23 protein-coding genes and 1 pseudogene are annotated in these 24,931 nt (G+C 32.4%); 5 read left to right on the top strand and 19 right to left on the bottom strand.

Annotated features, from left to right (window positions below):
* From I130_RS06810 to I130_RS06730, 17 genes are all read right to left on the bottom strand, one after another.
* Positions 1-1,185 (bottom strand): polysialyltransferase family glycosyltransferase, encoded by a 1,185-nt coding sequence (locus I130_RS06810; RefSeq protein WP_034920699.1) that lies wholly within the window; start codon positions 1,183-1,185, stop codon positions 1-3.
* 169 nt (positions 1,186-1,354) lie between these two features.
* The gene (gene pseI, locus I130_RS06805; RefSeq protein ID WP_034920698.1) at positions 1,355-2,404 is read right to left on the bottom strand and encodes a pseudaminic acid synthase; all 1,050 of its coding nucleotides are present in this window, start codon (positions 2,402-2,404) and stop codon (positions 1,355-1,357) included.
* Positions 2,405-2,412: 8 nt separating this feature from the next.
* A complete protein-coding gene (locus I130_RS06800) occupies positions 2,413-3,363 on the bottom strand; it encodes an ATP-grasp domain-containing protein (RefSeq protein WP_051119634.1) in 951 nt (316 codons plus the stop codon).
* 10 nt (positions 3,364-3,373) lie between these two features.
* On the bottom strand, positions 3,374-4,072 hold the full coding sequence (locus I130_RS06795) for a metallophosphoesterase family protein (protein ID WP_034920697.1): 699 nt from the start codon (positions 4,070-4,072) through the stop codon (positions 3,374-3,376).
* Entirely contained in the window at positions 4,069-4,734 is a 666-nt protein-coding gene (locus I130_RS06790; protein ID WP_034920696.1) for an SDR family NAD(P)-dependent oxidoreductase, read from the bottom strand. The genes I130_RS06795 and I130_RS06790 overlap by 4 nt, the downstream gene beginning before the upstream one ends.
* Before the next feature lie 4 nt (positions 4,735-4,738).
* Positions 4,739-5,305 (bottom strand): GNAT family N-acetyltransferase, encoded by a 567-nt coding sequence (locus I130_RS06785; protein ID WP_034920695.1) that lies wholly within the window; start codon positions 5,303-5,305, stop codon positions 4,739-4,741.
* A complete protein-coding gene (gene pseF, locus I130_RS06780) occupies positions 5,280-5,972 on the bottom strand; it encodes a pseudaminic acid cytidylyltransferase (protein ID WP_034920694.1) in 693 nt (230 codons plus the stop codon). The genes I130_RS06785 and pseF overlap by 26 nt, the downstream gene beginning before the upstream one ends.
* Positions 5,965-7,158, bottom strand: a complete 1,194-nt coding sequence (gene pseC / locus I130_RS06775) for a UDP-4-amino-4,6-dideoxy-N-acetyl-beta-L-altrosamine transaminase (RefSeq protein WP_198012037.1) — start codon at positions 7,156-7,158, stop codon at positions 5,965-5,967. The genes pseF and pseC overlap by 8 nt, the downstream gene beginning before the upstream one ends.
* Before the next feature lie 3 nt (positions 7,159-7,161).
* The gene (gene pseB, locus I130_RS06770; protein ID WP_034920692.1) at positions 7,162-8,175 is read right to left on the bottom strand and encodes a UDP-N-acetylglucosamine 4,6-dehydratase (inverting); all 1,014 of its coding nucleotides are present in this window, start codon (positions 8,173-8,175) and stop codon (positions 7,162-7,164) included.
* Between the two features lie 55 nt (positions 8,176-8,230).
* Entirely contained in the window at positions 8,231-9,688 is a 1,458-nt protein-coding gene (locus I130_RS06765) for a lipopolysaccharide biosynthesis protein (protein WP_034920691.1), read from the bottom strand.
* A gap of 88 nt (positions 9,689-9,776) precedes the next feature.
* Complete coding sequence (locus I130_RS06760; RefSeq protein ID WP_034920690.1) at positions 9,777-10,796, bottom strand: NAD-dependent epimerase; 1,020 nt, start codon at positions 10,794-10,796, stop codon at positions 9,777-9,779.
* A 15-nt stretch (positions 10,797-10,811) separates the two neighbouring features.
* Entirely contained in the window at positions 10,812-12,206 is a 1,395-nt protein-coding gene (locus I130_RS06755) for a nucleotide sugar dehydrogenase (RefSeq protein ID WP_034920689.1), read from the bottom strand.
* A 1-nt stretch (position 12,207) separates the two neighbouring features.
* Positions 12,208-13,491 (bottom strand): nucleotide sugar dehydrogenase, encoded by a 1,284-nt coding sequence (locus I130_RS06750; protein ID WP_034920688.1) that lies wholly within the window; start codon positions 13,489-13,491, stop codon positions 12,208-12,210.
* A gap of 26 nt (positions 13,492-13,517) precedes the next feature.
* Complete coding sequence (locus tag I130_RS06745) at positions 13,518-14,513, bottom strand: SDR family oxidoreductase (protein WP_034920687.1); 996 nt, start codon at positions 14,511-14,513, stop codon at positions 13,518-13,520.
* 105 nt (positions 14,514-14,618) lie between these two features.
* Positions 14,619-15,497, bottom strand: coding sequence for a glucose-1-phosphate thymidylyltransferase RfbA (rfbA, locus tag I130_RS06740; protein ID WP_034920686.1), 879 nt, complete (start codon positions 15,495-15,497; stop codon positions 14,619-14,621).
* A 3-nt stretch (positions 15,498-15,500) separates the two neighbouring features.
* Positions 15,501-16,550, bottom strand: coding sequence for a dTDP-glucose 4,6-dehydratase (gene rfbB, locus I130_RS06735; RefSeq protein WP_034920685.1), 1,050 nt, complete (start codon positions 16,548-16,550; stop codon positions 15,501-15,503).
* Between the two features lies 1 nt (position 16,551).
* Entirely contained in the window at positions 16,552-17,586 is a 1,035-nt protein-coding gene (locus I130_RS06730; RefSeq protein ID WP_034920684.1) for an NAD-dependent epimerase, read from the bottom strand.
* 114 nt (positions 17,587-17,700) lie between these two features.
* Here I130_RS06730 and I130_RS06725 point away from each other — a divergent pair, with 114 nt between their 5' ends.
* From I130_RS06725 to I130_RS06710, 4 genes are all read left to right on the top strand, one after another.
* Positions 17,701-18,165, top strand: coding sequence for a thiol-disulfide oxidoreductase DCC family protein (locus tag I130_RS06725; RefSeq protein ID WP_034920969.1), 465 nt, complete (start codon positions 17,701-17,703; stop codon positions 18,163-18,165).
* 233 nt (positions 18,166-18,398) lie between these two features.
* Positions 18,399-18,719, top strand: a complete 321-nt coding sequence (locus I130_RS06720; RefSeq protein ID WP_034920683.1) for a hypothetical protein — start codon at positions 18,399-18,401, stop codon at positions 18,717-18,719.
* 100 nt (positions 18,720-18,819) lie between these two features.
* The gene (locus I130_RS06715) at positions 18,820-19,311 is read left to right on the top strand and encodes a Dps family protein (RefSeq protein ID WP_034920682.1); all 492 of its coding nucleotides are present in this window, start codon (positions 18,820-18,822) and stop codon (positions 19,309-19,311) included.
* Between the two features lie 15 nt (positions 19,312-19,326).
* Positions 19,327-20,217, top strand: a complete 891-nt coding sequence (locus I130_RS06710; RefSeq protein WP_034920681.1) for a mechanosensitive ion channel family protein — start codon at positions 19,327-19,329, stop codon at positions 20,215-20,217.
* A gap of 94 nt (positions 20,218-20,311) precedes the next feature.
* Here I130_RS06710 and I130_RS06705 read toward each other — a convergent pair.
* Positions 20,312-23,092 (bottom strand): annotated as a pseudogene (locus I130_RS06705) (outer membrane beta-barrel protein).
* 160 nt (positions 23,093-23,252) lie between these two features.
* Positions 23,253-23,834 carry a DUF3244 domain-containing protein gene (locus tag I130_RS06700; protein ID WP_034920680.1) on the bottom strand — a complete coding sequence of 194 codons (582 nt, stop codon included), beginning with the start codon at positions 23,832-23,834 and terminating at the stop codon, positions 23,253-23,255.
* Between the two features lie 214 nt (positions 23,835-24,048).
* Between I130_RS06700 and I130_RS06695 the strand changes: the two genes are divergently transcribed.
* On the top strand, positions 24,049-24,927 hold the full coding sequence (locus tag I130_RS06695) for an AraC family transcriptional regulator (protein ID WP_034920679.1): 879 nt from the start codon (positions 24,049-24,051) through the stop codon (positions 24,925-24,927).
* Positions 24,928-24,931: the final 4 nt, after the last annotated feature.

The raw sequence follows: 24,931 nt of genomic DNA, 5'->3' as shown, positions 1-24,931 counted from the left end.
CTATTCAATAATACTCTTTTCAATTAATCCTTTAACAAGGTTAACCATGTATTCATTATTATTTAATTGAATATTAAGGTAATCTGGGCTGTAATGAAAGTGATATTTTTCTATTTCTAATTTATTGGCTAATGTTTGAATATTGACCATTGGAATTCCTGTAAAATTCTTAAAATTATCATATTCAAAATCACCTATAGTAATATCCACCTGATAACAAATTTTTTGTTGAAGATAAAGTTCAATTAGAATGGAAGAATTGACAGAAAAATAGAGGTCGAAGTTATTATATAAATCTTCAGGTTTTCCTTCCTTTTCGTAAATTTTCAAAGCAGAAATATTGGCCGATGTTAAACTCTGTTGAATATCTTCTCTGGGATGAGGCTTATAGTATACTTCCACCTGTTTATTTTTATAATAATTTATAAGAAAGGAAATAAATTCATTATAACCTTCAAAAACCATATCACTAATTTTATAAAGCTGTTGCCCTAAAAAAATAACCTTCCCTTTACTAATTTCCGGCTTTACGCACTGCGATTCTCTTTGTTTAAAAGCACTGTTAAAATAAGGTGTCCCTAATTTTACCTTTTCAGGTTGTACTCCTTGCTTAATGTATAACTCCTTGAATTCTTGCCCATAGACGATTATTGCATTTGCTATCTCCTTTTCCCACCATAATACCTCATAAGAAGATAAATTGTAAATTCCGTGTTGTACAGTGATTACTTCTTTATTTTCTTTTTTTAAACAAAACCCTAAAAACGAAATTAGAAGATCTGGGTGTCCACATATCAGCGCCTCAATTTTCCTGCTTTTTATCAGTTTAACAATTATATTTGTAGATGCTTTTAGAAAGAATCTTTGAGCCCCTTTAAAATTTAATAGAAACGCTGCAATTATTAATAATTCTGCTATGTATAAAGGCTTAAGCTCACTTTCCTCCAAGTCAAATTTATACTCCTGACTTCCTTTAAAATCATTGAAATCAATGTAACTTTTATCTAAATAATTTAATACGACCTTGCGATTTTTCGGAAAGTATATTTTCTTTTTTACTGAACCATACAGATAAATTAATTGCAAGGCTCTCTTAAAATAAGATTTCTTTCTTACCATTAAATGTTTATCACTTCTTATAGCAGAATATAACAAGTTGTCTATACAGTCATTAGATATTATCATAAAAAATTAATGCTTGTCTATTAAAAATCTTTTTATCGGAAAAAAATAAATTGATAAGGAAAAAAATAAAAATTAAAACTTAGCATATCTCTAAATAATTATAAAATACGGAATCCGTTGCTTTAAATCTACAATACAGTGTCTATAATGTTAAAACGGAATTTTTTAGCTATTTAAAGCCAATAATGGAATCTTTGGTAAGCCGATCCCCTTTTTCCACTCCTTTAGAAAATTTCTGACCAATAATTTGATCGTAATATTTTGGATGCATCCCAAAACCTGGCCTAATAGACCTCACATTTTTTTCAGTAATAACTTCCCCTGTCTTAATATCTTCCACCACATATAAAGACCGGGAAAACTCCCTGCCTTTTTTTTGTTTTTCGGTTAAGGTATAATCTACCTTCCCAATCGCTTTTTCTGCCTCTCTTACCGCTTTTACCATTTCAGTAAATTCCATCTCATCCATAGAGAAGGAAGCATCTGCACCTCCAATCGTTTTATCTAAGATAAAATGTTTTTCAATAATTTTTGCACCGAAGCAGGTAGCTACCACAGGTACGGTATTTCCCATTGTATGATCCGACAAACCGGAGATCACTCCATAGCGTTCTGCCAGATCTTTTACCATAACCATATTGGCTTCGTCAATAGGTGCGGGATAGGAAGATGTACATTTTAATAAAGCAATATCATTATTACCCATTCTTTTGCAGGCATCCAAAGCCAACTCTATATCTCCCTGCCCGGCAATTCCGGTTGAAATTATAACCGGTTTTCCTTTAGAGGCAACCAATTCGATCAAAGGAATATCGGTAATCTCAAAAGACGCGATTTTATATGCAGGAACGTTTAATTTTTCTAAAAATTCTACTGAAGTCGGATCAAATGGCGATGAAAAACAAATCAAACCTTCTTCTTTGGCAACCTGCATAATTTTTTCATGCCATTCCCAAGGTAAAAATGTCGTTTTATATAGATCATGTAAATATTGCCCATCCCAAAGTGTGCCTTGGTTAATTCTAAAATCTTCCTTTTTTGAATCTAATGTGATGGTATCAGCTGTAAATGTTTGTAATTTAATACAATTAGCACCTGCTCGTTTTGCGGCTTTTACTGTTTCTATTGCTGTTACTATACTACCATTGTGATTGGCAGATAACTCGGCAATAATAAAAACTGGTGAATCTTGGTCAATTATAAAATTTGCTATTTTCATTTAATTTCTTATTTAATATACTCTTGAAACCCTTTATAAAATTTTCTACCTGTAGCGTGCTCCCGATTATCAGATAACTCATATCCCAATGCATCTTCAATAGACCATATTAAATCCTCAAAACCAAAAAGATGTCTATAAAGTACTGTACTTGAAAATCTTGGATTGATTTCAAAAACCTTAGGCAAATTTTCAGTTATTCTTAATTGTACATTAATGCTTCCAACTAAATCTAACTTAACTGCTAATTCAACTAAGAGACATGTTATGTCATTGCTTTCTACCACTTCACCATAACCACTATAGCCTCCTGTAAGTTCTCTTTTAAAAATTTGAGATCGTATTTCACCTTCACGACTTCTGTACAAACCACATGTGAATTCCCCAATTTCATCCGTTATAAATTCTTGAACAACAAAATCTTGTATAGCGTTTCTGGTATAAAACAAAAACTCATCCATCGTATTAATCTTATGAATGTCTTTACTCCCTGAACCTGTTTTAGATTTTAGAATAACGGGAAAGGACTCAATAGTATTTAAATCTTTTGCTAAAAATGTTTCTGGGAAAGGAAGGTTCTCACTTTTTAAGAACTCGGCAGTTTTAAATTTATCAAATCCTATTTCTAATGCAAAAGATGAAGCTGTTATCATTTTTGCCCGGCCAATGGTATCTAATATATTTTGATCAGAAAAAAACCTCAGTTCCGGCTCTGCAATTGGTATGATAATATCAATGGCATGCGCTTCTATAAATAATTCCAATTTTTTTAAATAATCCGGGTGCGTGAAACGTAAACCAACTGAAAAATTCGGATAAATAAATTGTGCAGCATTTTTATTTGAAATATCGATTCCAAATAAGTTTTTAGTATAACTAGATTTTAATAATATTTTACCAATACTTTGCCCAATATCTCCGCCACAACCTGTAACTAATATGTTTAATGCTTTAATCATATATAATAAATCATTTTCTTTTTAAAATTTGTGTTAAGTATTTTATTTCAGTATCTTTTTTTGAAATTTCATATACTAAATTTTCAATATTATAATCAGTTGATACTAATTGAAAACACTTATTTAAAGTATTAATAATACACCAAGATGCTTTTCCTCCTGTTTGTCTTGACTGACCAACTGAACCGGGGTTTATTAAGATGCTATTTGTGTTTTTAATTGCAAAAGCATAATGTGAATGTCCTATTAATACAAAATCGTGTTCTTTTGAATCACACTTAAGTATGGTTTCATTTTCACAATCTGGATAAATATAATAGTCATTAGACCACGGACTGCCATGACTCATCAATAAAGAAACTTCATCAAATTGTACAGATTTAGTTTCTGGTAAATCTTTTAAAAATTCTAACTGCTTCTTTGTCAGCTTATTTATAGCTTCTTGATGACCACTTCCATATTTTATTCGAATTGATTCTTTTAATGATGGTGTGTCTATTAAACTTTCAAGTATATTTTCATGATTCCCTTTGATCATATCAAAACTCCATTCTGAAAGCAGTTTCAATATTTTATCCGGATGATAATAATACCCTACAATATCTCCAAGAACTAATATGTGCTCAACATTTTCTTTCTTAGCCTTTTTTAAGACTGCAACTAACGCATCATAATTACCATGAATATCTGAAATAACAGCTATTTTCATAAAACAGTATTTAGGATTTCTAAAGCAACATCTTTTGGTGATTTTAATTTTCCTTCTTCTTGCAAATTCTTAAAATTTGAAGAATCTGGAAAATCGTTTTCTCTAATGCTTTTTTGCATATTAGTATCCATAACTCCTGGGTCTATATTGAAAAACCGATGCTGTTCATATTCACTTTCAGCTACATCAAAAAACATTTTAACAAATGCTTTTGATGCACAATATAGTGACCAATTACTAATAGCCCGATTAGCTGCTCCGGAACTAATATTAACAAAAGATAATTTATGATTACTAAAATTACGAAGGAGATATTTAGTAATCAACATTGTTGATTTAATATTAACCGAAATTGTCTTATCTATAGCGTTTTCATCTAAATGCTCTATTTTAGTTATAGGTTCTATGATACTTGCGTTATTAATAAAATAGATGTCCTGATTAGCAATTAGCCCTTTTAGAACTTGTATATTTTTCTCTAAAGTATTCTCAGACAAATCGGACTTTAAAAAATAAAAGTTTTCCGGTTCATAGGTTTTTTGTTCATCACTTTGACTTCTTGATATTGAAATAACAAAATGATTTTCGTTTTGTATTAAAATATCTGCAAATGCTTTTCCTAAACCTCTATTTGCTCCTGTTATGATAAATACTTTTTGCATGGTTTTAAAGTTTTTCTGTTATGTTAAACTTAGCATGTATAATAATGTCTTTATATTCTTCATTAAAAAGACATTGCTTTTTTAAGGTAGCTTCCTTAACAAAACCTGCATTTTCAACGGGTTCATATAAATGTGGACGAAGGTCAAAAGCAAACGTAAATATCTTGTAAAGCTTTAATTCTTTAAAGGCTACTTGCTCAATTAAACCTAAAAACAGGCTCCAATGCTTGGAGAAATTCTCTTTTTCCAATATGGTATCCATTACAAAAGAAATCTCCGCATTTTTATCGACCCAATTAATATGAACCAATCCACCATAACCAATACATTTGTCATTTTTTAAATAAGAAAATAAGATTTGATCAGGTTGTTCTTTTTTAAATAAACTTGCCACTGTTGTTTCAAAATATTTGTCCTGATCTTCTCTTGTAAGAGTTTTGTGTTGTCTTAAATGATAGATCTGTTCATTACGCCATTTCATAATAGCATAGCGGTCTTCCATCCTCAGTGGAACTATAGAATACTTTCCCGAGTTAAAAGTTTGCTTATTTAGTGCTTTGTAGGAGTTCATATTTAATTTCTGCAATTTTCCAATCGGTTTCATTGTCAATATCCTGAGCTTCTAATTCCGTAATAAGTATAGCTCCGGTATTTTTTGATAGTATGCTTTTATTAATTAAAAGGTTTGAAGTGTTTATAAAATAAAACTGTCCGGCATCGTGATAGGCTTTTTCCAGATCCTGAGACCGTGAATTTTCAAATTCCGGATAGAAATATTCAAGCTTACCTTCATTCATCTTCAGTGACCTTTGAATAGGAAAACTGAAAGGCATTACAGGAAATACTGCATCCAGCCTTTTTGATATCAATATTGTATAAGCTTCCTTCAATTTCTTTGAGGTGGTGAAAGGTGCGCTTGGATACAGGCAAGCAATATTTTCAAATGTTCTTCCCTGGGCTTTATATTTTTCTATTACCTCTATTAATACATCCACAGTTGTAGCATAATCATCGGCATTTTTCCCACTTCGCAAAAAAGGCACCTTTGCTCCATATTTTATGGCAATTTCAGCAATTTCCTTATCATCTGTAGAAACCATCACCTCGTCAAAAAGGTCAGACTTTAAAGCAGCCTCAATAGAATAAGCAATAATTGGCTTACCTAGAAAATCTTTGATGTTTTTTCTTGGAATTCGTTTACTGCCTCCCCGAGCTGGAATAATTGCTAAATTAGACATTGTAAAACTCATTTATCTTTTCAATAACAAAGACCTGTTCATCTCTAGTTAATGTAGGATACATAGGCAAACTAATACAGTGTTTATAATAATTTTCAGCAATTGGCATATCTCCTTCTTTCCACCCTAATTCTCTATAATATGGCATTAAATGGCAAGGTATATAATGTATTTGCGCATAAATATTATTTTCACGTAAATAATTATACAAGCCTAATCTATCCTCTACTTCTAGCACATATAAATGATAGGCATGTCCTTCTATTACTCCAGATTGACCTTTGATAAAATCTTCATTTTTAAATGCTTGAAAATATGTCTTTGCAATTCTTCTTCTAACTTCCAATCCAAAATCTGCTCTTTGTAATTGACTTGTTCCTAAGGCTGCCTGAAAATCTGTTAAACGATAATTAAAACCGAGCATTTGCATTTCCATGTACCACGCAGGATATTGATTGGTACTTGCTTTCGCGGAAGCAAACTCTATACTATTTGTGTATAAATCTTCATCTTTAACTATACCATGAGTCCTTAATGCTAACAATTTTTTATAAAGTGCTTCATCGTTCGTGGAAATCATACCTCCTTCACCACAAGCTATATGTTTAACTGGATGGAAAGAAAATATGGCCAAATCAGCAAAATTACCGTTACCACAGTGTTGTTGTACACCTTGACTATCTATAAAAAAACCGCCTGGAGAATGACAAGAGTCTTCTATAATCCACAAGTCAAATTCGTCAGCTAATTTTCTAAAAGCTTCGAGATCGACCGCTCTACCAGCAAAATCTACTGGAACAATTCCTTGATAAGTTCCTCTGGGAGCACTTTCCAAAAGTTTTCGTACAGCTTTGATATCTAATAAATAAGTGTCAGGATCAATATCAGCAAAAACGACTGTACCTCCACAATATCGTATACAATTAGCCGAAGCTGCAAAAGTTAGTGGAGTAGTAATAACCTTGTTTCCTGGCTTCACACCTAACGCAAGTGCATTAAGATGCAATGCTGCAGTACCATTAGAAACGGCAACCGCAAATTTAGAACCTACATAAGATGCGAATTCATTTTCAAATTCTAAAATTCTAGGTCCTTGGGTTAGATAATCTGACTGTAATGCCTCTGTAACTGCAAGAATATCCTCTGGCGTTATATTCTGACGTCCATAGGGAATTGAATTGTTCATAATTTATACTTCAAACGTTAAATCAACATGCTCCTTAATTAATTTTCTAAGATCTCCAACAGTTTCCCATTCTTCATTGTCTGCGGAGTTATATTGAAAACCTGGCTTTACTTTTGTTGCTCCAAATTCATTGATAAACTCGTTTAAATTCCATTTATGTGTAGAAGGAAGAATAGTATAGTATTTACCTAGATCATAGGTGTAGTAAGAATCTGAAGCTGTGATCATTTCTTCATGAATTTTTTCACCTGGACGAATTCCCACAATCGGTTTTTCGCATTCCGGTCCAATAGCTTCAGCAACATCTGTGATCTTATAAGATGGTATTTTAGGGACAAATATCTCTCCACCCCATGCGTGCTCTAAAGCATGCATCACCATATCTACTCCCCCTTGCAAAGAAATATTAAACCTGGTCATCGTAGGATCTGTTATTGGCAAAATTCCTTCTTTTTTCTTTTTTAGGAAAAAAGGAATTACGGAACCATTGGATCCCATAACATTGCCATATCTTACTACAGAAAATTTAATAGGATTCCATCCGGTGATATTATTAGCAGCTACAAATAATTTGTCCGAAGCAAGTTTCGTGGCACCATATAAATTAATAGGTGCTGCAGCTTTGTCTGTAGATAAGGCAACTACTCTAGTAACTTCAGTTTCTAAACAAGCGTTAATAATATTTTCTGCTCCCATTATATTGGTTTTCACACATTCCATAGGGTTATATTCGGCAATGGGGACATGTTTCATCGCAGCTGCATGAATAACGTAGTCTATTCCTTTTAGAGCTCTTTTTACTCTAGCTTCGTCTCTAACGTCACCAATGAAAAATCGAATTTGAGGATATTGGTCTGCGGGATACTCCTGTGCCATCTCAAATTGCTTTTGCTCATCTCTTGAAAAGATCACAAGTTTCTTTATTTCTGTTCCAGATTCTAACAAATGTTTTGTCAAGGCCTTTCCTAGAGAACCTGTTCCTCCTGTAATTAGGATAGATTTATTGTTTAAATTCATTTTAATTATATAAAATATTTATAAAGCACTGGTATAAATACGAGTTTTTGAAAAATTATTTTTTCGTTATACTTATCTTCTTTTTTTTAAAAACTATTTCCAATATATCATTAAAACTTTCAATTTTAAAAATATAACTAATTCCAACATATAAAACAACCCCAACACCTGCTCCTCCCATTATTCTTAACAAATCTGATTGATTTTCAAGATATATATTCATAAAATATACAAGAAGGCCAGGCACAAAGGATAATAATATTAAAGGCAAGATATCCACTAATTGCTGCATTGCAGAATATCCAATCACTTTATCTGTGTGATATGCATATATAAAAAAAGTAATAATAGATAATATAACTTGTGTATAGAGTAATCCCATTATACCAAATTGTAAACCTATTATTATTCCAATAACCAATAAAAATTTATTAAAAGCCGTTAATTTTAAAAAGGTATTACTTTTCCCCTTTACCAACAAAACATTTGCATTATAACCTTGAATAGGGAACAAGATACCTGAAACACATAATATTTGAAAATAGGGTACTGCGGGCAACCATTTCTCTGTAAACAGGAATCTAAAAACTGGTTCTGCAAGAATAATTAAAAAAATCATAATGGGAGCCACAACATATATAGACATTTTCATGAGTTGTTTATAAACTCTCTTCAATCTTTCATTATCATGTTGAATTTCTGCAAACAAAGGATAAGTAACTTTGGTTAAAGCTAGGGTAATATTATTTACAGGAAGATTCTTCATACTATCTGCTCTGGTATAAAATCCAACCTGTCCTGCTGAAAAGTATTTTCCAATTATTATAACGTAGAGGTTACTGAAAATATTTTCCAATAACGAAGACAAAGTAATTTTATATCCAAATGTTAAATGCTCTTTAAATTTAGCAAAATTAAAAATTAATCCTGGACTCCACTTAGAATAAATCCATAACTGAATACTTCTCACTAATGCAGTTATTAGCTGGTTCCAGACAATACTCCATACCCCGTATCCTGAATAAGCCATAACAATCCCCACGATTCCACCAATAATTACTGAGGGTATAGAAATTAAGGTCTGAATCTTAAAATTCATTTCTTTTGTTAGTTTAGCTTCCTGTACTACAGAAAAGGCAAACAAAATGAAACTTAAGCAATACCACCTTATAATTGGAGTAAGTATTGGGTAACCATAAAAACCGGAAACATAAGGTGCAATAAAATAAATGACTATATATATAAGAATACTAGCAGCCAGATTATAGTAAAAAACGGTGGCATAGTCATCCTCCTCTAAATTCTTGCTTCTAATTAAGGACTGGGTTAAACCTCCCTTTAAAAGTGCATTCCCTACAGAAACGAAAATAGCAATCATCCCTATATACCCAAATTCTTCTGGTAAAAGCAATCTTGCTAATATAGTGGAAACCACAAAAAGAACAATCTGTTGACCAAATTGTTGTGCAAAAGTCCAAAAAATACCTGCTGTAGCCTGTTTTCTTAAAGACATTTATTATATTTAGAGCGAAAAGAATTTGTCATTTAGAATAGTTTTAATCGTTAAAATGTCTAACCAGCATCAGTGAATAACTATAAATTTATTGTTGATTATAATAACTTTTAAACCATATTATAAAATGCTCTACCCCAACACTAACAGAGGTTTTGGGAGTATAGTTATAGTCTTTCTTAAGCAAGTCCACATTTGCCCATGTTCTAGAAACATCACCAGCTTGCATAGGTAACATTTCCTTTTTTGCTTCAATACCAGTTTGCTTTTCAATCTCTGTAATAAAATCCATCAATTTTACTGGCTTACTATTACCTATATTATAAAGGGAATATTTTTTTGAGTCTTCTGAATTTCCCTTGTCAATTATTTTAAAAACTCCTTCAACAATATCATCTATGTAAGTGAAATCTCTTTCTAAATTACCATTATTGAAAACCTTGATAGGTCTATCATTTAAAATAGCATCGGTAAACAAGTACATTGCCATATCTGGTCTTCCCCATGGTCCGTAAACAGTAAAGAACCTAAGTCCTGTGGTTTTAAAATCATATAGATGGCTATAGGTATACGCCATTAACTCATTGCTTTTTTTGGTAGCGGCATATAAACTAATAGGATGATCTACATTATCTTGAGTATCAAAAGGAATCTTTTCATTTTGACCATAAACACTAGAACTACTAGCGTAAACTAAATGTTCTATTTTGTTATGTCTACAGCATTCCAATAAGTTTAAGAACCCAACAACATTACTATCTATATAAGCCTCAGGGTTTTCTATACTATATCTTACTCCAGCTTGAGCTGCAAGATTACATACTATATCAAAATTATGATTAGTAAATAATTTAGGTAAATTTTCTCGGTCTTCTAGATTAAGACGCAAAAACTTAAAATTGGAATTAGAACTTTTAGCAACTTCATTAAATCGTTCTGCATCTACCCTATCTATCCCTAATTTACTAAGCCTACCATATTTTAAATTGATGTCATAATAATCATTTATATTATCGATCCCAACTACATTATAGCCGTGTTTTAAAAGAATCTTTGATAAATGGAAACCTATAAATCCTGCTGCTCCAGTAACTAATACCTTCTTCATAATAACTTTTGATATTTAGTTTCCTATTGCATAAAATTCGAATCCAATTTTTTCCTTTGTTGCTCTTTCCAATAGTCTTCGACCATCAAACAGAAAGGCTGGTTTCAACATATTATCGTAAACAGTTTGCCAATCAAGTTCTTTAAACTCATCCCATTCCGTCAAAATTGCAACTGCATGAGAGTTTTTGCAAGCTTCTTCAGCTGAATTTACCACTTTTACAAGAGATCTGTTCTCTGAGTCTGATCTCGATCCTAAATAATCTAAATCTGCGTAGATCTGCTCTGCAGTAACTTTTGGATCGTATACCACAATTTCAGCTTGTTCATTTAAAAGATAATCTGACACATAAATAGCAGCAGATTCCCTGGTGTCGTTAGTATCTTTTTTAAATGCCCATCCTAAAATAGCTATTTTTTTACCAGATACGGTATTGAATAATGTCTTGACAATATTTGAAGCAAATCTCCTTTTTTGATGATCATTTAGAATAATAACCTGCTCCCAATAATCTGCAACTTCATTCAGTCCAAAAGACTTGGCTATATACACTAAATTCAAGATGTCTTTTTGAAAGCAAGATCCACCAAATCCAACAGAAGATTGTAGGAATTTAGAGCCAATTCTAGTATCCATCCCAACCGCCTTAGCAACTTCATTTACATCTGCTCCAGTCTTTTCACATAATTCGCTCATAGCGTTTATACTTGAAACCCGCTGTGCTAAAAATGCATTTGCAGTTAATTTAGATAATTCAGAAGACCAAACATTGGTAGTAAGAATATGCTCTTTAGAAACCCAATTAGCATACACTTCAACCAATGCATTTACTGCCTCTTTACCTCTTTCAGAATCTATATCACCACCTATTAAAACTCTATCTGGAGCTAATAGATCTTCTACGGCTGTTCCTTCTGCTAAAAATTCTGGGTTGGAAAGAATCTGAAAATTAACTCCATTCCCAGTGTTTTCTAATATATTCTTTAATGCTTCAGCAGTTCGTACAGGTAAAGTAGATTTTTCAACTACAATCTTATCCGTTTTAGAAACACGCGCTATTTGTCTAGCACAAAGTTCAATAAATTTTAAGTCGGCAGCCATACCCTTTCCTATACCATAAGTTTTGGTAGGAGTATTTACTGAAATAAAGATCATTTCAGCTTTATCTATGGCTTCATCTACTTTAGTTGAAAAAAACAAATTTCTCCCTCTGGCTTCTTTCACTATATCTGACAAACCTGGCTCATAAATCGGAATGTTATTCACATCATCATCATTCCAAGCAGCAATTCTCTTTTCATTTATATCAACAACGGTCACATTGATGTGCGGACACTTTTGAGCAATTATTGCCATAGTTGGACCTCCAACATATCCAGCTCCAATACAACAAATATTTGTAATCTTCATTCTATAATTTTTTATCACATTTATCACCTAAAACTCCTTTAACATCATAAACTACAGATTTCTGAGATTTAAGTTCATTAAATTCAAGGTCCAAAAATTCTTTATGAGCAACTGCAAGAACAATCGAATCAAATTTTTGTTTAGGTAAGTCCCTAGTAGTTTCTAATCCATATTCATGTTTCACTTCGCTTGGATTAGCTAGAGGATCATAAATAGTAATATTTACTCCGTATTCCTTTAAGTTCTTAATAACATCCACAACTTTAGTATTCCGAACATCAGGGCAGTTTTCCTTAAAAGTTATTCCTAAAATTAAAACGTTTGCACCCTTTACCTTAATGTCATGTTGCAACATAAGCTTTACTACCTCACTAGCAACATATTGACCCATACTATCATTCATTCTTCTTCCTGCAAGTATAATTTCAGGATGGTAACCCACTTCTTGAGCTTTTTGTGCCAAATAATAGGGATCTACACCAATACAATGTCCACCAACCAATCCGGGTTTAAAAGGTAAAAAGTTCCATTTTGTACCAGCAGCCTCTAAAACATCATTGGTATCTATATCCAACATATTGAAGATCTTAGCTAACTCATTTACAAACGCAATATTAATATCTCTTTGAGAATTCTCTATTACTTTTGCAGCTTCGGCTACTTTTATTGTCGGAGCTAAATGAGTACCAGCAGTAATAACGGCTTTATAAAGATCATCTACTTTCTTACCTATTTCTGGAGTAGATCCAGCGGTAACCTTCAAGATTTTATCTACGGTATGTTCCTTATCTCCTGGATTGATCCTTTCTGGAGAGTAGCCAGCAAAGAAATCCTGATTGAATTTTAACCCACTAACCTTTTCGAGAACTGGGACACATTCATCCTCTGTCACCCCAGGATACACAGTAGATTCATATATAACTATATCCCCTATTTTGAGAACTTTTCCTACCGTTTCACTGCTTTTATATAATGGGGTAAGATCTGGTCTATTATTTTTATCTACAGGAGTTGGTACGGTAATAATATAATAGTTACAATCCTTAATGTCTTTAAGATCTGTACTGCAATACAAACCAACTTCTCCAGAGGGGTTATCTACTAAAGAGGATTGCAAAAGTTCTTTTTCGACTTCCAACGTAGAATCGATCCCAGACATTAGTTCTGCAACTCTTGGTTTATTAATATCAAAACCTATTACAGAAAATTTGGTAGCAAATAATCTGGCAAGTGGTAATCCAACATAGCCTAAACCAATAATTGCTATTTTAATATCTTTATTCATATAAGCTTCTTATAAAGTATATAATGTTATTTTAAATTCTTCCAATACCAAGCAGCTGCCTCTTTCAATCCAGCCTGAATATTAAATTTCGGGTCATATCCTAAATTCATTTTAGCCTTATCTACTGATGCTAAAGAATGTGGGATATCGCCCGCTCGGTTTGGTCCATGCATGATCTCCACTTTCGCTATTTCCGGATCATAATCAGATAAATATTCCTTTAACAAGTGTATCAATTCGAGAAGATTCGTTCTGTCTCCAAATGCAGTATTATAAACCTCATTTAATGCCTTTTCATTATCTGATGTAAGAGCAAGAAGATTCATTTGAACCACATTATCTATATAGGTAAAGTCTCTAGAATAAGTTCCATCTCCATTAATTACAGGAGATTCATGATTCATTAATTGAATTACAAACTTTGGAATTACGGCTGCATAAGCTCCGTTGGGATCTTGTTTTCTACCAAAAACATTGAAATATCTCAGTCCTATAGTATCCAGATCATAGGCAGATTTAAAAATATCGGCGTAAAGCTCGTTTACATATTTTGTTATTGCATAAGGAGAAAGCGGTTTCCCGATTACATCTTCAACTTTTGGTAGATTCTCTGAATCTCCATATGTAGATGAACTTGCTGCATAAACAAACCTTTTTACTTTAGCATCTCGAGCAGCGACTAACATATTTAAAAATCCCGACACATTCACTTCGTTACTTGTAATTGGATCCTTCAAAGATCTCGGCACAGAACCTAAGGCTGCTTCGTGCAAAATATAATCTACACCCTGCACTGCTTTATGGCAAGTTTCTAAATTTCTAATATCCCCCTCAATTAAGGTGAACATTGAATTATCTTTAAAAGCTTCTATATTTTCACGCTTACCTGTAGCAAAGTTATCTAAGCAAACAACTTGAGCGCCAAGGTTTAGAAGTGTCTCAGTAAGATTAGAGCCAATAAATCCTGCTCCACCAGTAACTAAAATTTTTGAAGATTTTAGTTTAGAAAATTGTTCATGCATTAAATACGAAAGTTTTAGTTAACAATCGGCAAAGATAGTATTTCTAAATTAGCGATAGGGTTTTGTAACTCTTAAAGAAGTGTGAAAAGGAAATTCACTAAACAGTTATTGAATTTTATTTAAAATTTTCATCAAGTATTCCCCATATTCATTTTTTCGTAATGGGATTGCTAGTTCACGTAATTGCTCTCTGGAAATATATTTTTTATCGTAAGCTATCTCTTCAATACATGCTATTTTAAGCCCTTGACGTTTTTCTATTGTATGTACAAAATTTGAGGCCTCCAAAAAGGATTCATGAGTCCCTGTATCTAGCCAAGCAAATCCTCTACCCATTAATTCCACTTCTAATTTCTCTTCTGTTAAATATTTTTGGTTCACACTCGTTATTTCTAATTCACCGCGCTCGCTTGGGTTTACAGATTTCGCTGTTTTAATAACTGAATTTGGATAAAAATAAATTCCTGTTACTGCATAGTTGCTTTTTGGATTAATAGGTTTCTCTTCGATACTCTTAACTTCCCCTTTGATATTGAAATCAACAACCCCATACCTATGTGGATCGTTTACGTAATAACCAAAGACCGTTGCTTTTTTATTTTTGGAATTTTCTACTGCTTTTTTAAGCATGCCCGTGAATCCTTGTCCGTAAAAAATATTATCCCCCAATATCAAACAAACATCATCATCTCCAATAAAATCTTCACCAATAATGAATGCTTGGGCAAGGCCATCTGGGGAGGCTTGTTCTTCAAAAGAAAATTTCATCCCTAACTCTTTTCCATCTCCTAGTAATTTTTTAAAATTGGGAAGATCTTCAGGGGTAGAAATTATTAAAATATCACGTATCCCAGCCAACATTAAAACAGATAAAGGATAATAGATCATCGGTTTATCATAAATTGGCAACAGCTGTTTAGAAATTCCCTTTGTTATGGGATAGAGTCTAGTACCCGTTCCTCCTGCTAATATTATTCCTTTCATACTTTATTTGCTAGAATATTGATTTAAATAATAATCTTTATATTTCCCTGAGGTCACATTTTTTAACCATTCTTCATTATCCAAATACCAGTCAATTGTAGTCTCTAAGCCCTCCTGAAAAGTTACAGTGGGTTTCCAGCCTAATTGTTTACCTATTTTGGAAGCATCTATAGCATAACGCTTATCATGACCTAGTCGATCTTGTATAAAATTAATTAATTCCGCAGAGCTACCTTCCGCTCTGTTAAGTTTAGCATCCATTATTTTGCAAAGAAGTTTTACCAAGTCGATATTTTTCCACTCATTAATTCCACCAATGTTATATGTTTCTTTATTTCTACCCTGATGGAAAACTTTATCAATCGCAATTGCATGATCAATTACATATAACCAATCTCTAGTATAATCCCCATTTCCATAAACTGGAAGAGGCTTTTTATCGATAATATTATTAATAAATAAAGGAATCAGTTTTTCTGGAAATTGATTTGGGCCATAATTATTTGAACAGTTGGAAATTATATAAGGCAAATCATAAGTTTCTCCGTATGCTCTCACAAAATGATCTGAACTTGCTTTTGAAGCAGAATATGGTGAATTAGGTGCGTACGATGTAGATTCAGTAAACAATCCTGTTTCGCCAAGAGTTCCATAAACTTCATCGGTACTAATATGATAAAACAGTTTTTCTTTAAAGTTATCTTTCCATAAACCCTTCGCTGCGTTAAGCAAATTCATAGTCCCAATCACATTGGTACGTACAAATGCGAGAGGATCAGAAATTGAGCGATCTACATGAGATTCCGCAGCAAGATGAATTACCTTATCAAACTGATATTTTTCAAATAAAGCATCAATTTCTAAGACATCATTAATATCAGCTTTCAAAAATTTATAATTGGATGCACCTTCAATATCTCTCAAATTTTCTAAATTCCCAGCATAGGTTAATGCATCTAAATTGAAAATTTCATATTCAGGATATTTATTTACAAATAACCTTACTACATGTGAGCCAATGAAACCTGCTCCTCCAGTTATCAAAACTTTCATATTATTTATTTTGAATATAATACTCCTTATACCAATCTATATACTTTCTTACTCCTTCTTTTATGCTTGTCCTTGGCTTGTACCCGAAATCTCTTTTTAGATCACTAACATCTGCCCAAGTTCGCTCTACATCCCCAGCTTGCATAGGCAACATTTCCTTCTCAGCTTTTATGTCTAGTTCACTTTCTATCTCATTGATAAAATCTAAAAGTTTAACTGGTTTACTATTCCCAATATTATAGAGACTATAGTTTGATTTTTGCTCTTTTTTACTAGTAACAATCTTCAAGATCCCATCTATAATATCATCTATGAAGGTAAAATCTCTTTCCAAATTACCATTGTTAAACACCTTTATAGGCTTAGCATTAATTATAGCATTAGTAAATAAAAACATTGCCATATCTGGTCTTCCCCATGGCCCATAGACTGTGAAAAAACGGAGACCGGTGGTTTTAAAATTAAATAAGTGGCCATAGGTATGTGCCATTAATTCGTTGCTTTTCTTTGTGGCTGCATATAAACTAATAGGATGATCCACATTATCTTTTACAGAGAAAGGAATCTTTTTGTTTTGTCCATACACACTAGAACTGGTTGCATAAACTAAATGCTCAATATTATAATTTCTGCAACATTCTAAAATATTTAAGAAACCAACTACATTACTATCTATATAAGCTTCCGGGTTTTCTAGACTATACCTAACTCCAGCTTGTGCTGCCAGGTTACAAACAATTTTAAAACTATGCTCTTTAAAAAGCTGTGGTAATTGTTCTCTATCCTCTAAATTTAATTTTATAAACTGAAATTTGGAGAATTTTGCACTTTGAAGTGTTTCATTATAACTTATTACAGCTTGATCAATCCCTAATTCTTTAAGTCTTGCTAACTTTAAATTTACATCATAGTAATCATTTAAATTATCCAGACCTATTACCTCAAAGCCCAAGTCTAATAACTGCTTTGTTAAATGAAATCCTATAAATCCTGCGGCTCCGGTTACTAAAACCTTGTTTTCAAGTTCTTCTTGCATATATTTGAATTGCCAAGTATTTTGGTTGATCTGCAATCACCCTTTAAAATACTTAGTTTTCACAAAAGTATCAATTTCAATTTTATAACTTTATTGTTTATACAATTCAATTACATGTTTCAAGAAATAAATAAAACCAATCATCCTCCAGAATATTCAATCTTTATATGGGATGGCGACTGTAAATTTTGCAAATGGTGGAAGAATAGATGGGAATACAGAACAAAAGGTAAAGTGATTTTTCGTACATATCAGGAAGCAGGACTCGAATTTCCCGATATTCCAATTAAAGAATTTCAGAAAGCGAGTAGGCTTATAGACACCAATGGAAATGTCTATTCAGGGCCAGACTCGGCATATAAGATCCAGTATTATTTGGGCAATCCCAAATGGCATTTATGGTATAAGAGACAAAAATGGTTTAAGGTTTTAAGTAATAATGCATATAATCATATTGCTAAAAACAGGAGTTTCTATTATAAGTTAACCATTCTATTATTTGGAAGCGATCCAGTAAAACCAAAGATATATTGGTTTTACTATTTGCTCTTTATAATCCTGATTTCAATCACCATATGAAATTCCTAAAATCGTATTGGATCTATATTGTTGCAGCAATTATCACCCTTTTCGGTATCATCACAGGTTGGTATTTATTTATCTTTTTCGCGATTCCTTTTGCCCTATTCCGAAGTAAGAATAGCAAAGAATAAAGGTGTTGAACGAGTTAAACTTTTACTAAACATTAAATGCAATTTGTTTTTAGAAAACCATGGCAGTAACTTTCCTTATAAATATAAAATATAACTAAAATGAAGGATTACGGGACACTTTCACAAGCTATCAATATATTAAAATTGGAAGAAGGATATGAATACGATTTTAATTTGATGGATGAAAAAATAGAGTTAAAAGCGGAATGTCAAACATATCATGTTGACGATTTTGAAGTAGATAAAGTTTTGAGATTTGAAGGAATGAGTAATCCAGATGATAATGCCATTCTATATTGCATTCATACTAAAGATGGCAAAAAAGGCACTTTGGTGGATGGTTACGGTATTTCTGGTGGTCAGATATCCAAAGAATTAATGGCAAAGCTCGATCTTAAATCGGGTAGAGAAATTGAATAAAACTCCCGTTAAAGTTGTATTAAACCTATTTTTAAAATTGGATAGCAACATCTACTATCATATTTTTGTATGATAATTTAAGAATCAATAAATAAAAACTATGAGCTACTTAGGATTAGACGATAAAAAAACAGCAATCACTGTAAAAGAACTAAATATTCTTCTGGCAGATTATCACTTATATTATCAAAAGCTTAGAAACTTTCATTGGAACGTTATTGGAAAGAACTTTTTTGACCTTCATGAGAAATTTGAAGAATTATATGACGATGCTAAACTTAAAGTGGATGAAATAGCCGAGAGAATACTTACTCTCCGTTATCAGCCCGTGAGTAATTTTAGTGAATATCTTAAAACTTCTACAGTTAAAGAATCTCCATCTGATCTTTCAGACTCTCGCATGATTGAAACCTTATTAGAGGATCATGGTATTATTTTGAAACAACTTAGAAAAGTTGCTGAGGTGGCAGATAAGGGTGGTGATGAAGGAACAATAGATCTAGTTGGAGGGTATATTGGAGAGTTAGAAAAGACCAGTTGGATGCTAGATGCGTGGAAAATGAAAACCAACGACACGCATAAAACTTTATAAAAAAGAAACTCCTAGATGGCGAACGAATTCAATTTAAATGAATCTATTAGGGGAATATGGGATAAAATGGCCTCGTGGTTAGACTCCATAATTCTTAATCTTCCAAATTTTTTATTAGCAGCTGTAATTTTTGTGATATTTATTTTTATCGCGAAATATGCAGCACAACTTGCAGATAAGTTACTTAAAAGAAAGGGTTCCCAAGATTCTATTAGGCAGATAACAACCAAAGTCGTAAAGGTTCTCATTATTTTACTTGGATTCTTTATTGCGCTAAGTCTTCTTAACCTTGATACAGTATTAACATCTGTACTAGCCGGTGCTGGTGTGGTTGGACTAGCAATTGGTCTTGCGCTTCAAGGCACACTTAGCAATACGTTTAGTGGTGTTATTTTAAGTTTCTTACCCGAACTACAAATTGGAGATTGGGTAGAAACAAATGGATACGCTGGTGAAGTTATAGAGATCAATTTGAGAAATATTGTGGTAAAGGAGTCTGATAACAATTATGTGATGATCCCCAATTCTAAGATTGTTGAAGAGCCTTTTAAGAATTATACAAGAACGGCTAGGTCTCGTGTATTTGTTAATTGTGGAGTAGGATATAGTAGTGATCTTGAATTCGTTCAAAAATTAACTATTGAAACTATGCAATCTTTATTCCCGCAAAGAGGAAATGAGGAAGTGGAATTTATGTATGGGGAATTTGGAGATAGCTCTATTAACTTTGTAGTTCGTTTCTGGACAGATGTTACTAGAAATCGAGATATATTAGTTGCTAAGAACAAAGCTATTATAGCAATTAAGAAAGCGTATGATAAAAACGGAATCAATATTCCGTTCCCTATTAGAACTATTGATTTTACTAACAAGTTATCCATTAATGAGCCTTCAAAAGAGGAGTAAAACTAAAATCGATTCCATCATTTAAACTGAAAGGTTTAAATTAGATTTAACCTTGAATGATTAAAAAAAGCCTCTGCAATTGCAAAGGCTTTTTTTAATCAAACCAAAAATTGCTTTTACCGGTTTCACCTTTCTTACCGAGAGTATTAAATTTATAGCTGAAGCCTAGCATGAAATAGCGCTGGAGTACAGTACTTTCCATATCCTGAATATAATCCTGAGTTGCTGTACGCTGTGAATTTGTATTCTGGTTAAGGAGATCGTATACCTTAAATGTAATTGTCCCTTGATCCTTTAATACAGAATAAGCTAAGGAGCTATTCCAAAAAACCGAACTAGTTAGAAAACCTGGCGCTACATCTGGATTAATAATATATTTGATATCATTATTCCATTCTAATTTCTTCGGATAATAAGTGGTCGTCCTAAACCTAAGCTCATGTCTAACAAAATTTCTGTCTTCAAAATTATCCAAATCAAATTTACTGCTGGTATAACTTATTTCATAATTAGGTCTAATCTCAAATAGTTATTTCCATGTAAATTTCAAACCGAAATTTGGCCTATAAGAAAAATTCCTACTTGCGTATTTTACATCATTATTAAAATTAACGTTCCTACTTGCATTAATACCAATACCTGCATCAAAATTTAAAGTCCTTAGACTATCTAAAGTAATATTCTTACTATAATTGGTATTTCCAAATATCTGATAATAACCATCAACATTATCATAAGTTGTGGTTCTAATAAATGTAGGATCTATTGTAGATCTAGACACTACCCTATCATTAGCAATATTTACATTCACATAAGCATACATTCCTGAGCGCGACTGGAAATCATAATTATTTAAATTTAAATAGAGATAATGAGATTTGGTAGGCTTTAGATCGGGGTTTCCCTGAATAATATTTAACGGGTCTGAAACATCTATGTAAGGTGATAATTGTCTTATCCCGGGCACATCATTGGATAAACCAAATCCAGAATATAGTGAAGTTTTCTCACTGAATTTATAGCGAAGGTTTCCGTTATATTCTATAGCATTAAATTCGTTTTCAAAATTGATATTCCTTAAGTCATCATCACTTTCTAAACTTCTAAATACATACCCCGTATTCAGTCTAATTCTAAATTTTTCTGAATCGTATGTTAGGCCTATTTCAGGTGTTGATGCTCTATCTACATTAGAAAAATCTGTACTCTGATCTAAATTCAGCAAAGAATAAGTATCCAAATTTTGATCTAGGTCATAAACAAATTGTGTATCATCTTTATTCTGATTTTCAAATTTATACTCCAGATCCAAGAACACCTTCTTAGGGATTAATGGCACACGAACATTGGTATTGATCTCTATCCCATTAGATTGTTGATTACCATTTGTAAATTGGTCTCTAAGGATCTCTTGAGGAGTTTCACCAAAGATCTTGGTTTCAGATTGAGAAAAATTATCATTATCGGTATCATTTATTTCATTTTCAATAGAAAACTTTACAAACCCACCATTTGCTCCAAATTTCTTGTTTAGGGTTAGATCACTTTTAAAGTTCTTTCCTTCTCTGGAGGCTTCTTTATTAGTAGAAGATGAATTTGTGAGTACCATATCCTCATTTAAAGTTTCTTCTGAACTTGTAAATCGAGAATCTCCTTTGGTATAATTAAACCTTGGCTTGAATTCGATTAAAAAAGTGGAATCTATTTTCGTTTTTAAATTAAGATTAATAGCATGGTTATCACTATTACTATCGGAACGTGAAATCAAATTTGAAAAATAACGCTGTTCTGGCAGAATATTTTCTCTATTTCTAATTTTATCTTCATAAGAATTTGAAGCGGAATAAAAATAATCTGAAGAAATCTCCACCTTCTCCCCTAGATTATCGGCATAATTTAATCCTGCAGTTCTGGAATTTATAATCCCATCTCCGCCTCCAAAAACTCTACCTCCAAAATCCAAAGTTCCACTCCCATTCACATTAATATAAGTAGGATTTCCAAACATTTTCTGAATTTCACCGAAGCTAAATCCTGGTGAATTAATGTTATTTCCCCCTGAAAGGGCGCTTATTCGAAGATCATTATTAAAATAATTCATTAATCCCGCGTACTCAAAACGTTCATCGGTTCCTGCACCAGCTGCCACTCTACCAAAAATTCCTTTGTTTTTCTCTTCGTCTATAGTGATGTTGATGGTTTTATTTTGATCATCTCCATTTTCATCATTAAAGGCTTCAGAATCTGTTTTAGTATCGGTTACCTGTATTTTATCTACAATCTCTTTAGTAAGATTTCTGGTTGCGATAGTTGGATCATTCCCAAAAAATGGCTTACCATTCACTAATATTTTATTTACAGGTTTTCCATTTACAGTGATGTTCCCTTGCTCATCTACCTCTACACCGGGAAGTTCTTTTAATAGATCTTCCACATTAGCATCCTTTTTAGTTTTAAAGGAAGCCACATTAAATTCTAAAGTATCCTTCTTAATTGTTATCGGTGCTCTCCTGCCTTGTATCACGACATCCCCCAGAGATTCAATTTGGCCATTCAGGCTGATATCTTCTAACTGCAATACTCTATTCTCTTCTAGCATTATTTCCCTTTCATAAGCTTGGTATCCCACAAAAGAGATATATAAATTCACTTTTGAAGCCTGAGTTCTCCCTTTAAGATTAAACACTCCAAATTTATCTGATATCGTATAAGTTATTAAAGAGCTATCCTTTACAGATTCAACAAACACAGTCGCTGCTTCTAAGGGCAATTTGGTATCTAGATCTATTAGCTTTCCTGAAACAGAAAATTCTTGAGAAAATGAAAATAATGAGGTTGCAGCAATAATGAGGCTTAAAAAAAAACGCTTAGACATATACCTTGGGATTGATGAATGGCGAATAACCGTATTTTAACTATAACTAGAATAATAGTTTTAATATTTTAGGTTTTATTTAACATTTATGAATTGCCTTCATTTTCTACAATAAAAAAAGCCTCTACAAATTATAGAGGCTTTTTTTATTGTAGAAAATTTAGATAAAAATCCTTTCCGTGAATTTCTTATTGCCCATTTTTACGATGACAGAATATTCTCCGTTAGGCATTGTTGAAAAATCTAAGGTTTTCTTAACAACAAGTTTATCACTTTTGGAGGTTCCAACCAAAACCCCACTCTTATCATAAATTTCAAGGTAGGTTTTTTCTTCCGTAGGATTGGCAACATAAAAGTAGACCAACTTATCATCTTTTTTGAAGATTGGTTTGAACACTAAGGCATATGCATTTTTATCTATATCCAATTGATCGCCACTCTTTCTGATGACCCATGTTGAGATGCTAAATTTTTTATCTAAACTCAAATGATATTCTCCATCTGCAAGATCTTTAAAACTGAGTGTCTTTGTGAAAGACTCTTCTTCAAAGAAAACATTTTTAAAGAGAATTTCACCACTTTTATTCTTCAGGGTTAACCTTGCCCCATTTTCAATTGTTTCAATTTGCACCATAAGGTTTTGATCGTTATTTACTTTCAACACCAGCCCATCGGCTGCATTCACATTTACAGCAACTAAACTAATTAGTGCTACTACGAAGGTTTTGATTGTTGTTTTCATAATCTTAAGATTTAAAAGGTTAGAACTACTATTAATAACTATTCAAACTTACTTTTAAACCTGGCTAAAAACTATATCAGGATATGCAGATATATATGCTATTTTAGCTATAAAATTAGCGCTATAAACAATCTCGGTTAAAATAACATAGATAAATATCAATTTTGCATATCTTATATCCTCGTTATGGGATTAAATTTATAGAAAAAACAATATGTCTCTTAACCATAAACCGCAACTAGAGAAAATAGAGCCCGCTTTTGGAAGTTCTTTTACTTATAGAACTTATCTACCTGGAACAAATGGAGGAAAAAAAAATTTCTGGCACTATCATCCTGAAATTGAGCTAGTATATGTAAATGGCGGATACGGCAAAAGGCAGATTGGCAGCCATATTTCCTATTTTAGAAATGGTGACCTAATTTTGATAGGTTCAAACCTTCCCCATTGTGGCTTTACTGATAGTATAACCCAACATAAATGTGAAACGGTTATCCAATTGAAACCTGAATTTTTGGGTATAGATTTTTTTAATATTGCTGAAATGCGGGGCATTCGAAACCTATTTGAAAGGTCTAAAAAAGGAATAGTTTTCCATGGAAATACAAAAAGAAAGGTAGGAAAAGATTTAGAAAACCTGACTGAAATTTCACATTTTGAACGGTTAATAGGGTTACTGAATATTTTGAAGGATCTAGATAAAACTGACAATTATACCATATTAAATGCTCATGGTTTTATTCTTGAAACGGCCGTCCAAGATAATAACAGGATCAATATTATTTTTAATTTCGTAAAGGAAGAATTCCAAAGGCCTATTACCTTAGATGAAATTAGCGAAAAGGTGAGTATGACAAATCCTGCGTTTTGTCGCTATTTTAAAAAGATTACAGGGAAAACCTTTACAACATTCGTAAATGAATACAGGCTCACCCACGCTGCTAAACTCCTGCATGAAGAACAAATGAGCATAACGGAAGTTTCCTTTGAAAGTGGGTTTAATAATTTTAGCCACTTTAATAAGCAATTTAAAATTTTTACTGGAAAATCCCCCTCAACTTATAGAAAGGAACTACGTTTTATGGTTATATAAAACC

Source organism: Gillisia sp. CAL575 (assembly GCF_000403785.1).
Lineage (GTDB): Bacteria > Bacteroidota > Bacteroidia > Flavobacteriales > Flavobacteriaceae > Gillisia.
The sequence above is the reverse complement of the archived record's forward strand: the minus strand, read 5'-3'. Positions and strand labels throughout refer to the sequence as shown.

Coding starts and splice junctions, on each gene's coding strand:
- I130_RS06810 (WP_034920699.1), bottom strand. CDS start 1,185: ATGATAATATCTAATGACTGTATAGACAACTTGTTATATTCTGCTATA.
- pseI (WP_034920698.1), bottom strand. CDS start 2,404: ATGAAAATAGCAAATTTTATAATTGACCAAGATTCACCAGTTTTTATT.
- I130_RS06800 (WP_051119634.1), bottom strand. CDS start 3,363: ATGATTAAAGCATTAAACATATTAGTTACAGGTTGTGGCGGAGATATT.
- I130_RS06795 (WP_034920697.1), bottom strand. CDS start 4,072: ATGAAAATAGCTGTTATTTCAGATATTCATGGTAATTATGATGCGTTA.
- I130_RS06790 (WP_034920696.1), bottom strand. CDS start 4,734: ATGCAAAAAGTATTTATCATAACAGGAGCAAATAGAGGTTTAGGAAAA.
- I130_RS06785 (WP_034920695.1), bottom strand. CDS start 5,305: ATGAACTCCTACAAAGCACTAAATAAGCAAACTTTTAACTCGGGAAAG.
- pseF (WP_034920694.1), bottom strand. CDS start 5,972: ATGTCTAATTTAGCAATTATTCCAGCTCGGGGAGGCAGTAAACGAATT.
- pseC (WP_198012037.1), bottom strand. CDS start 7,158: ATGAACAATTCAATTCCCTATGGACGTCAGAATATAACGCCAGAGGAT.
- pseB (WP_034920692.1), bottom strand. CDS start 8,175: ATGAATTTAAACAATAAATCTATCCTAATTACAGGAGGAACAGGTTCT.
- I130_RS06765 (WP_034920691.1), bottom strand. CDS start 9,688: ATGTCTTTAAGAAAACAGGCTACAGCAGGTATTTTTTGGACTTTTGCA.
- I130_RS06760 (WP_034920690.1), bottom strand. CDS start 10,796: ATGAAGAAGGTATTAGTTACTGGAGCAGCAGGATTTATAGGTTTCCAT.
- I130_RS06755 (WP_034920689.1), bottom strand. CDS start 12,206: ATGAAGATTACAAATATTTGTTGTATTGGAGCTGGATATGTTGGAGGT.
- I130_RS06750 (WP_034920688.1), bottom strand. CDS start 13,491: ATGAATAAAGATATTAAAATAGCAATTATTGGTTTAGGCTATGTTGGA.
- I130_RS06745 (WP_034920687.1), bottom strand. CDS start 14,513: ATGCATGAACAATTTTCTAAACTAAAATCTTCAAAAATTTTAGTTACT.
- rfbA (WP_034920686.1), bottom strand. CDS start 15,497: ATGAAAGGAATAATATTAGCAGGAGGAACGGGTACTAGACTCTATCCC.
- rfbB (WP_034920685.1), bottom strand. CDS start 16,550: ATGAAAGTTTTGATAACTGGAGGAGCAGGTTTCATTGGCTCACATGTA.
- I130_RS06730 (WP_034920684.1), bottom strand. CDS start 17,586: ATGCAAGAAGAACTTGAAAACAAGGTTTTAGTAACCGGAGCCGCAGGA.
- I130_RS06725 (WP_034920969.1), top strand. CDS start 17,701: ATGTTTCAAGAAATAAATAAAACCAATCATCCTCCAGAATATTCAATC.
- I130_RS06720 (WP_034920683.1), top strand. CDS start 18,399: ATGAAGGATTACGGGACACTTTCACAAGCTATCAATATATTAAAATTG.
- I130_RS06715 (WP_034920682.1), top strand. CDS start 18,820: ATGAGCTACTTAGGATTAGACGATAAAAAAACAGCAATCACTGTAAAA.
- I130_RS06710 (WP_034920681.1), top strand. CDS start 19,327: ATGGCGAACGAATTCAATTTAAATGAATCTATTAGGGGAATATGGGAT.
- I130_RS06700 (WP_034920680.1), bottom strand. CDS start 23,834: ATGAAAACAACAATCAAAACCTTCGTAGTAGCACTAATTAGTTTAGTT.
- I130_RS06695 (WP_034920679.1), top strand. CDS start 24,049: ATGTCTCTTAACCATAAACCGCAACTAGAGAAAATAGAGCCCGCTTTT.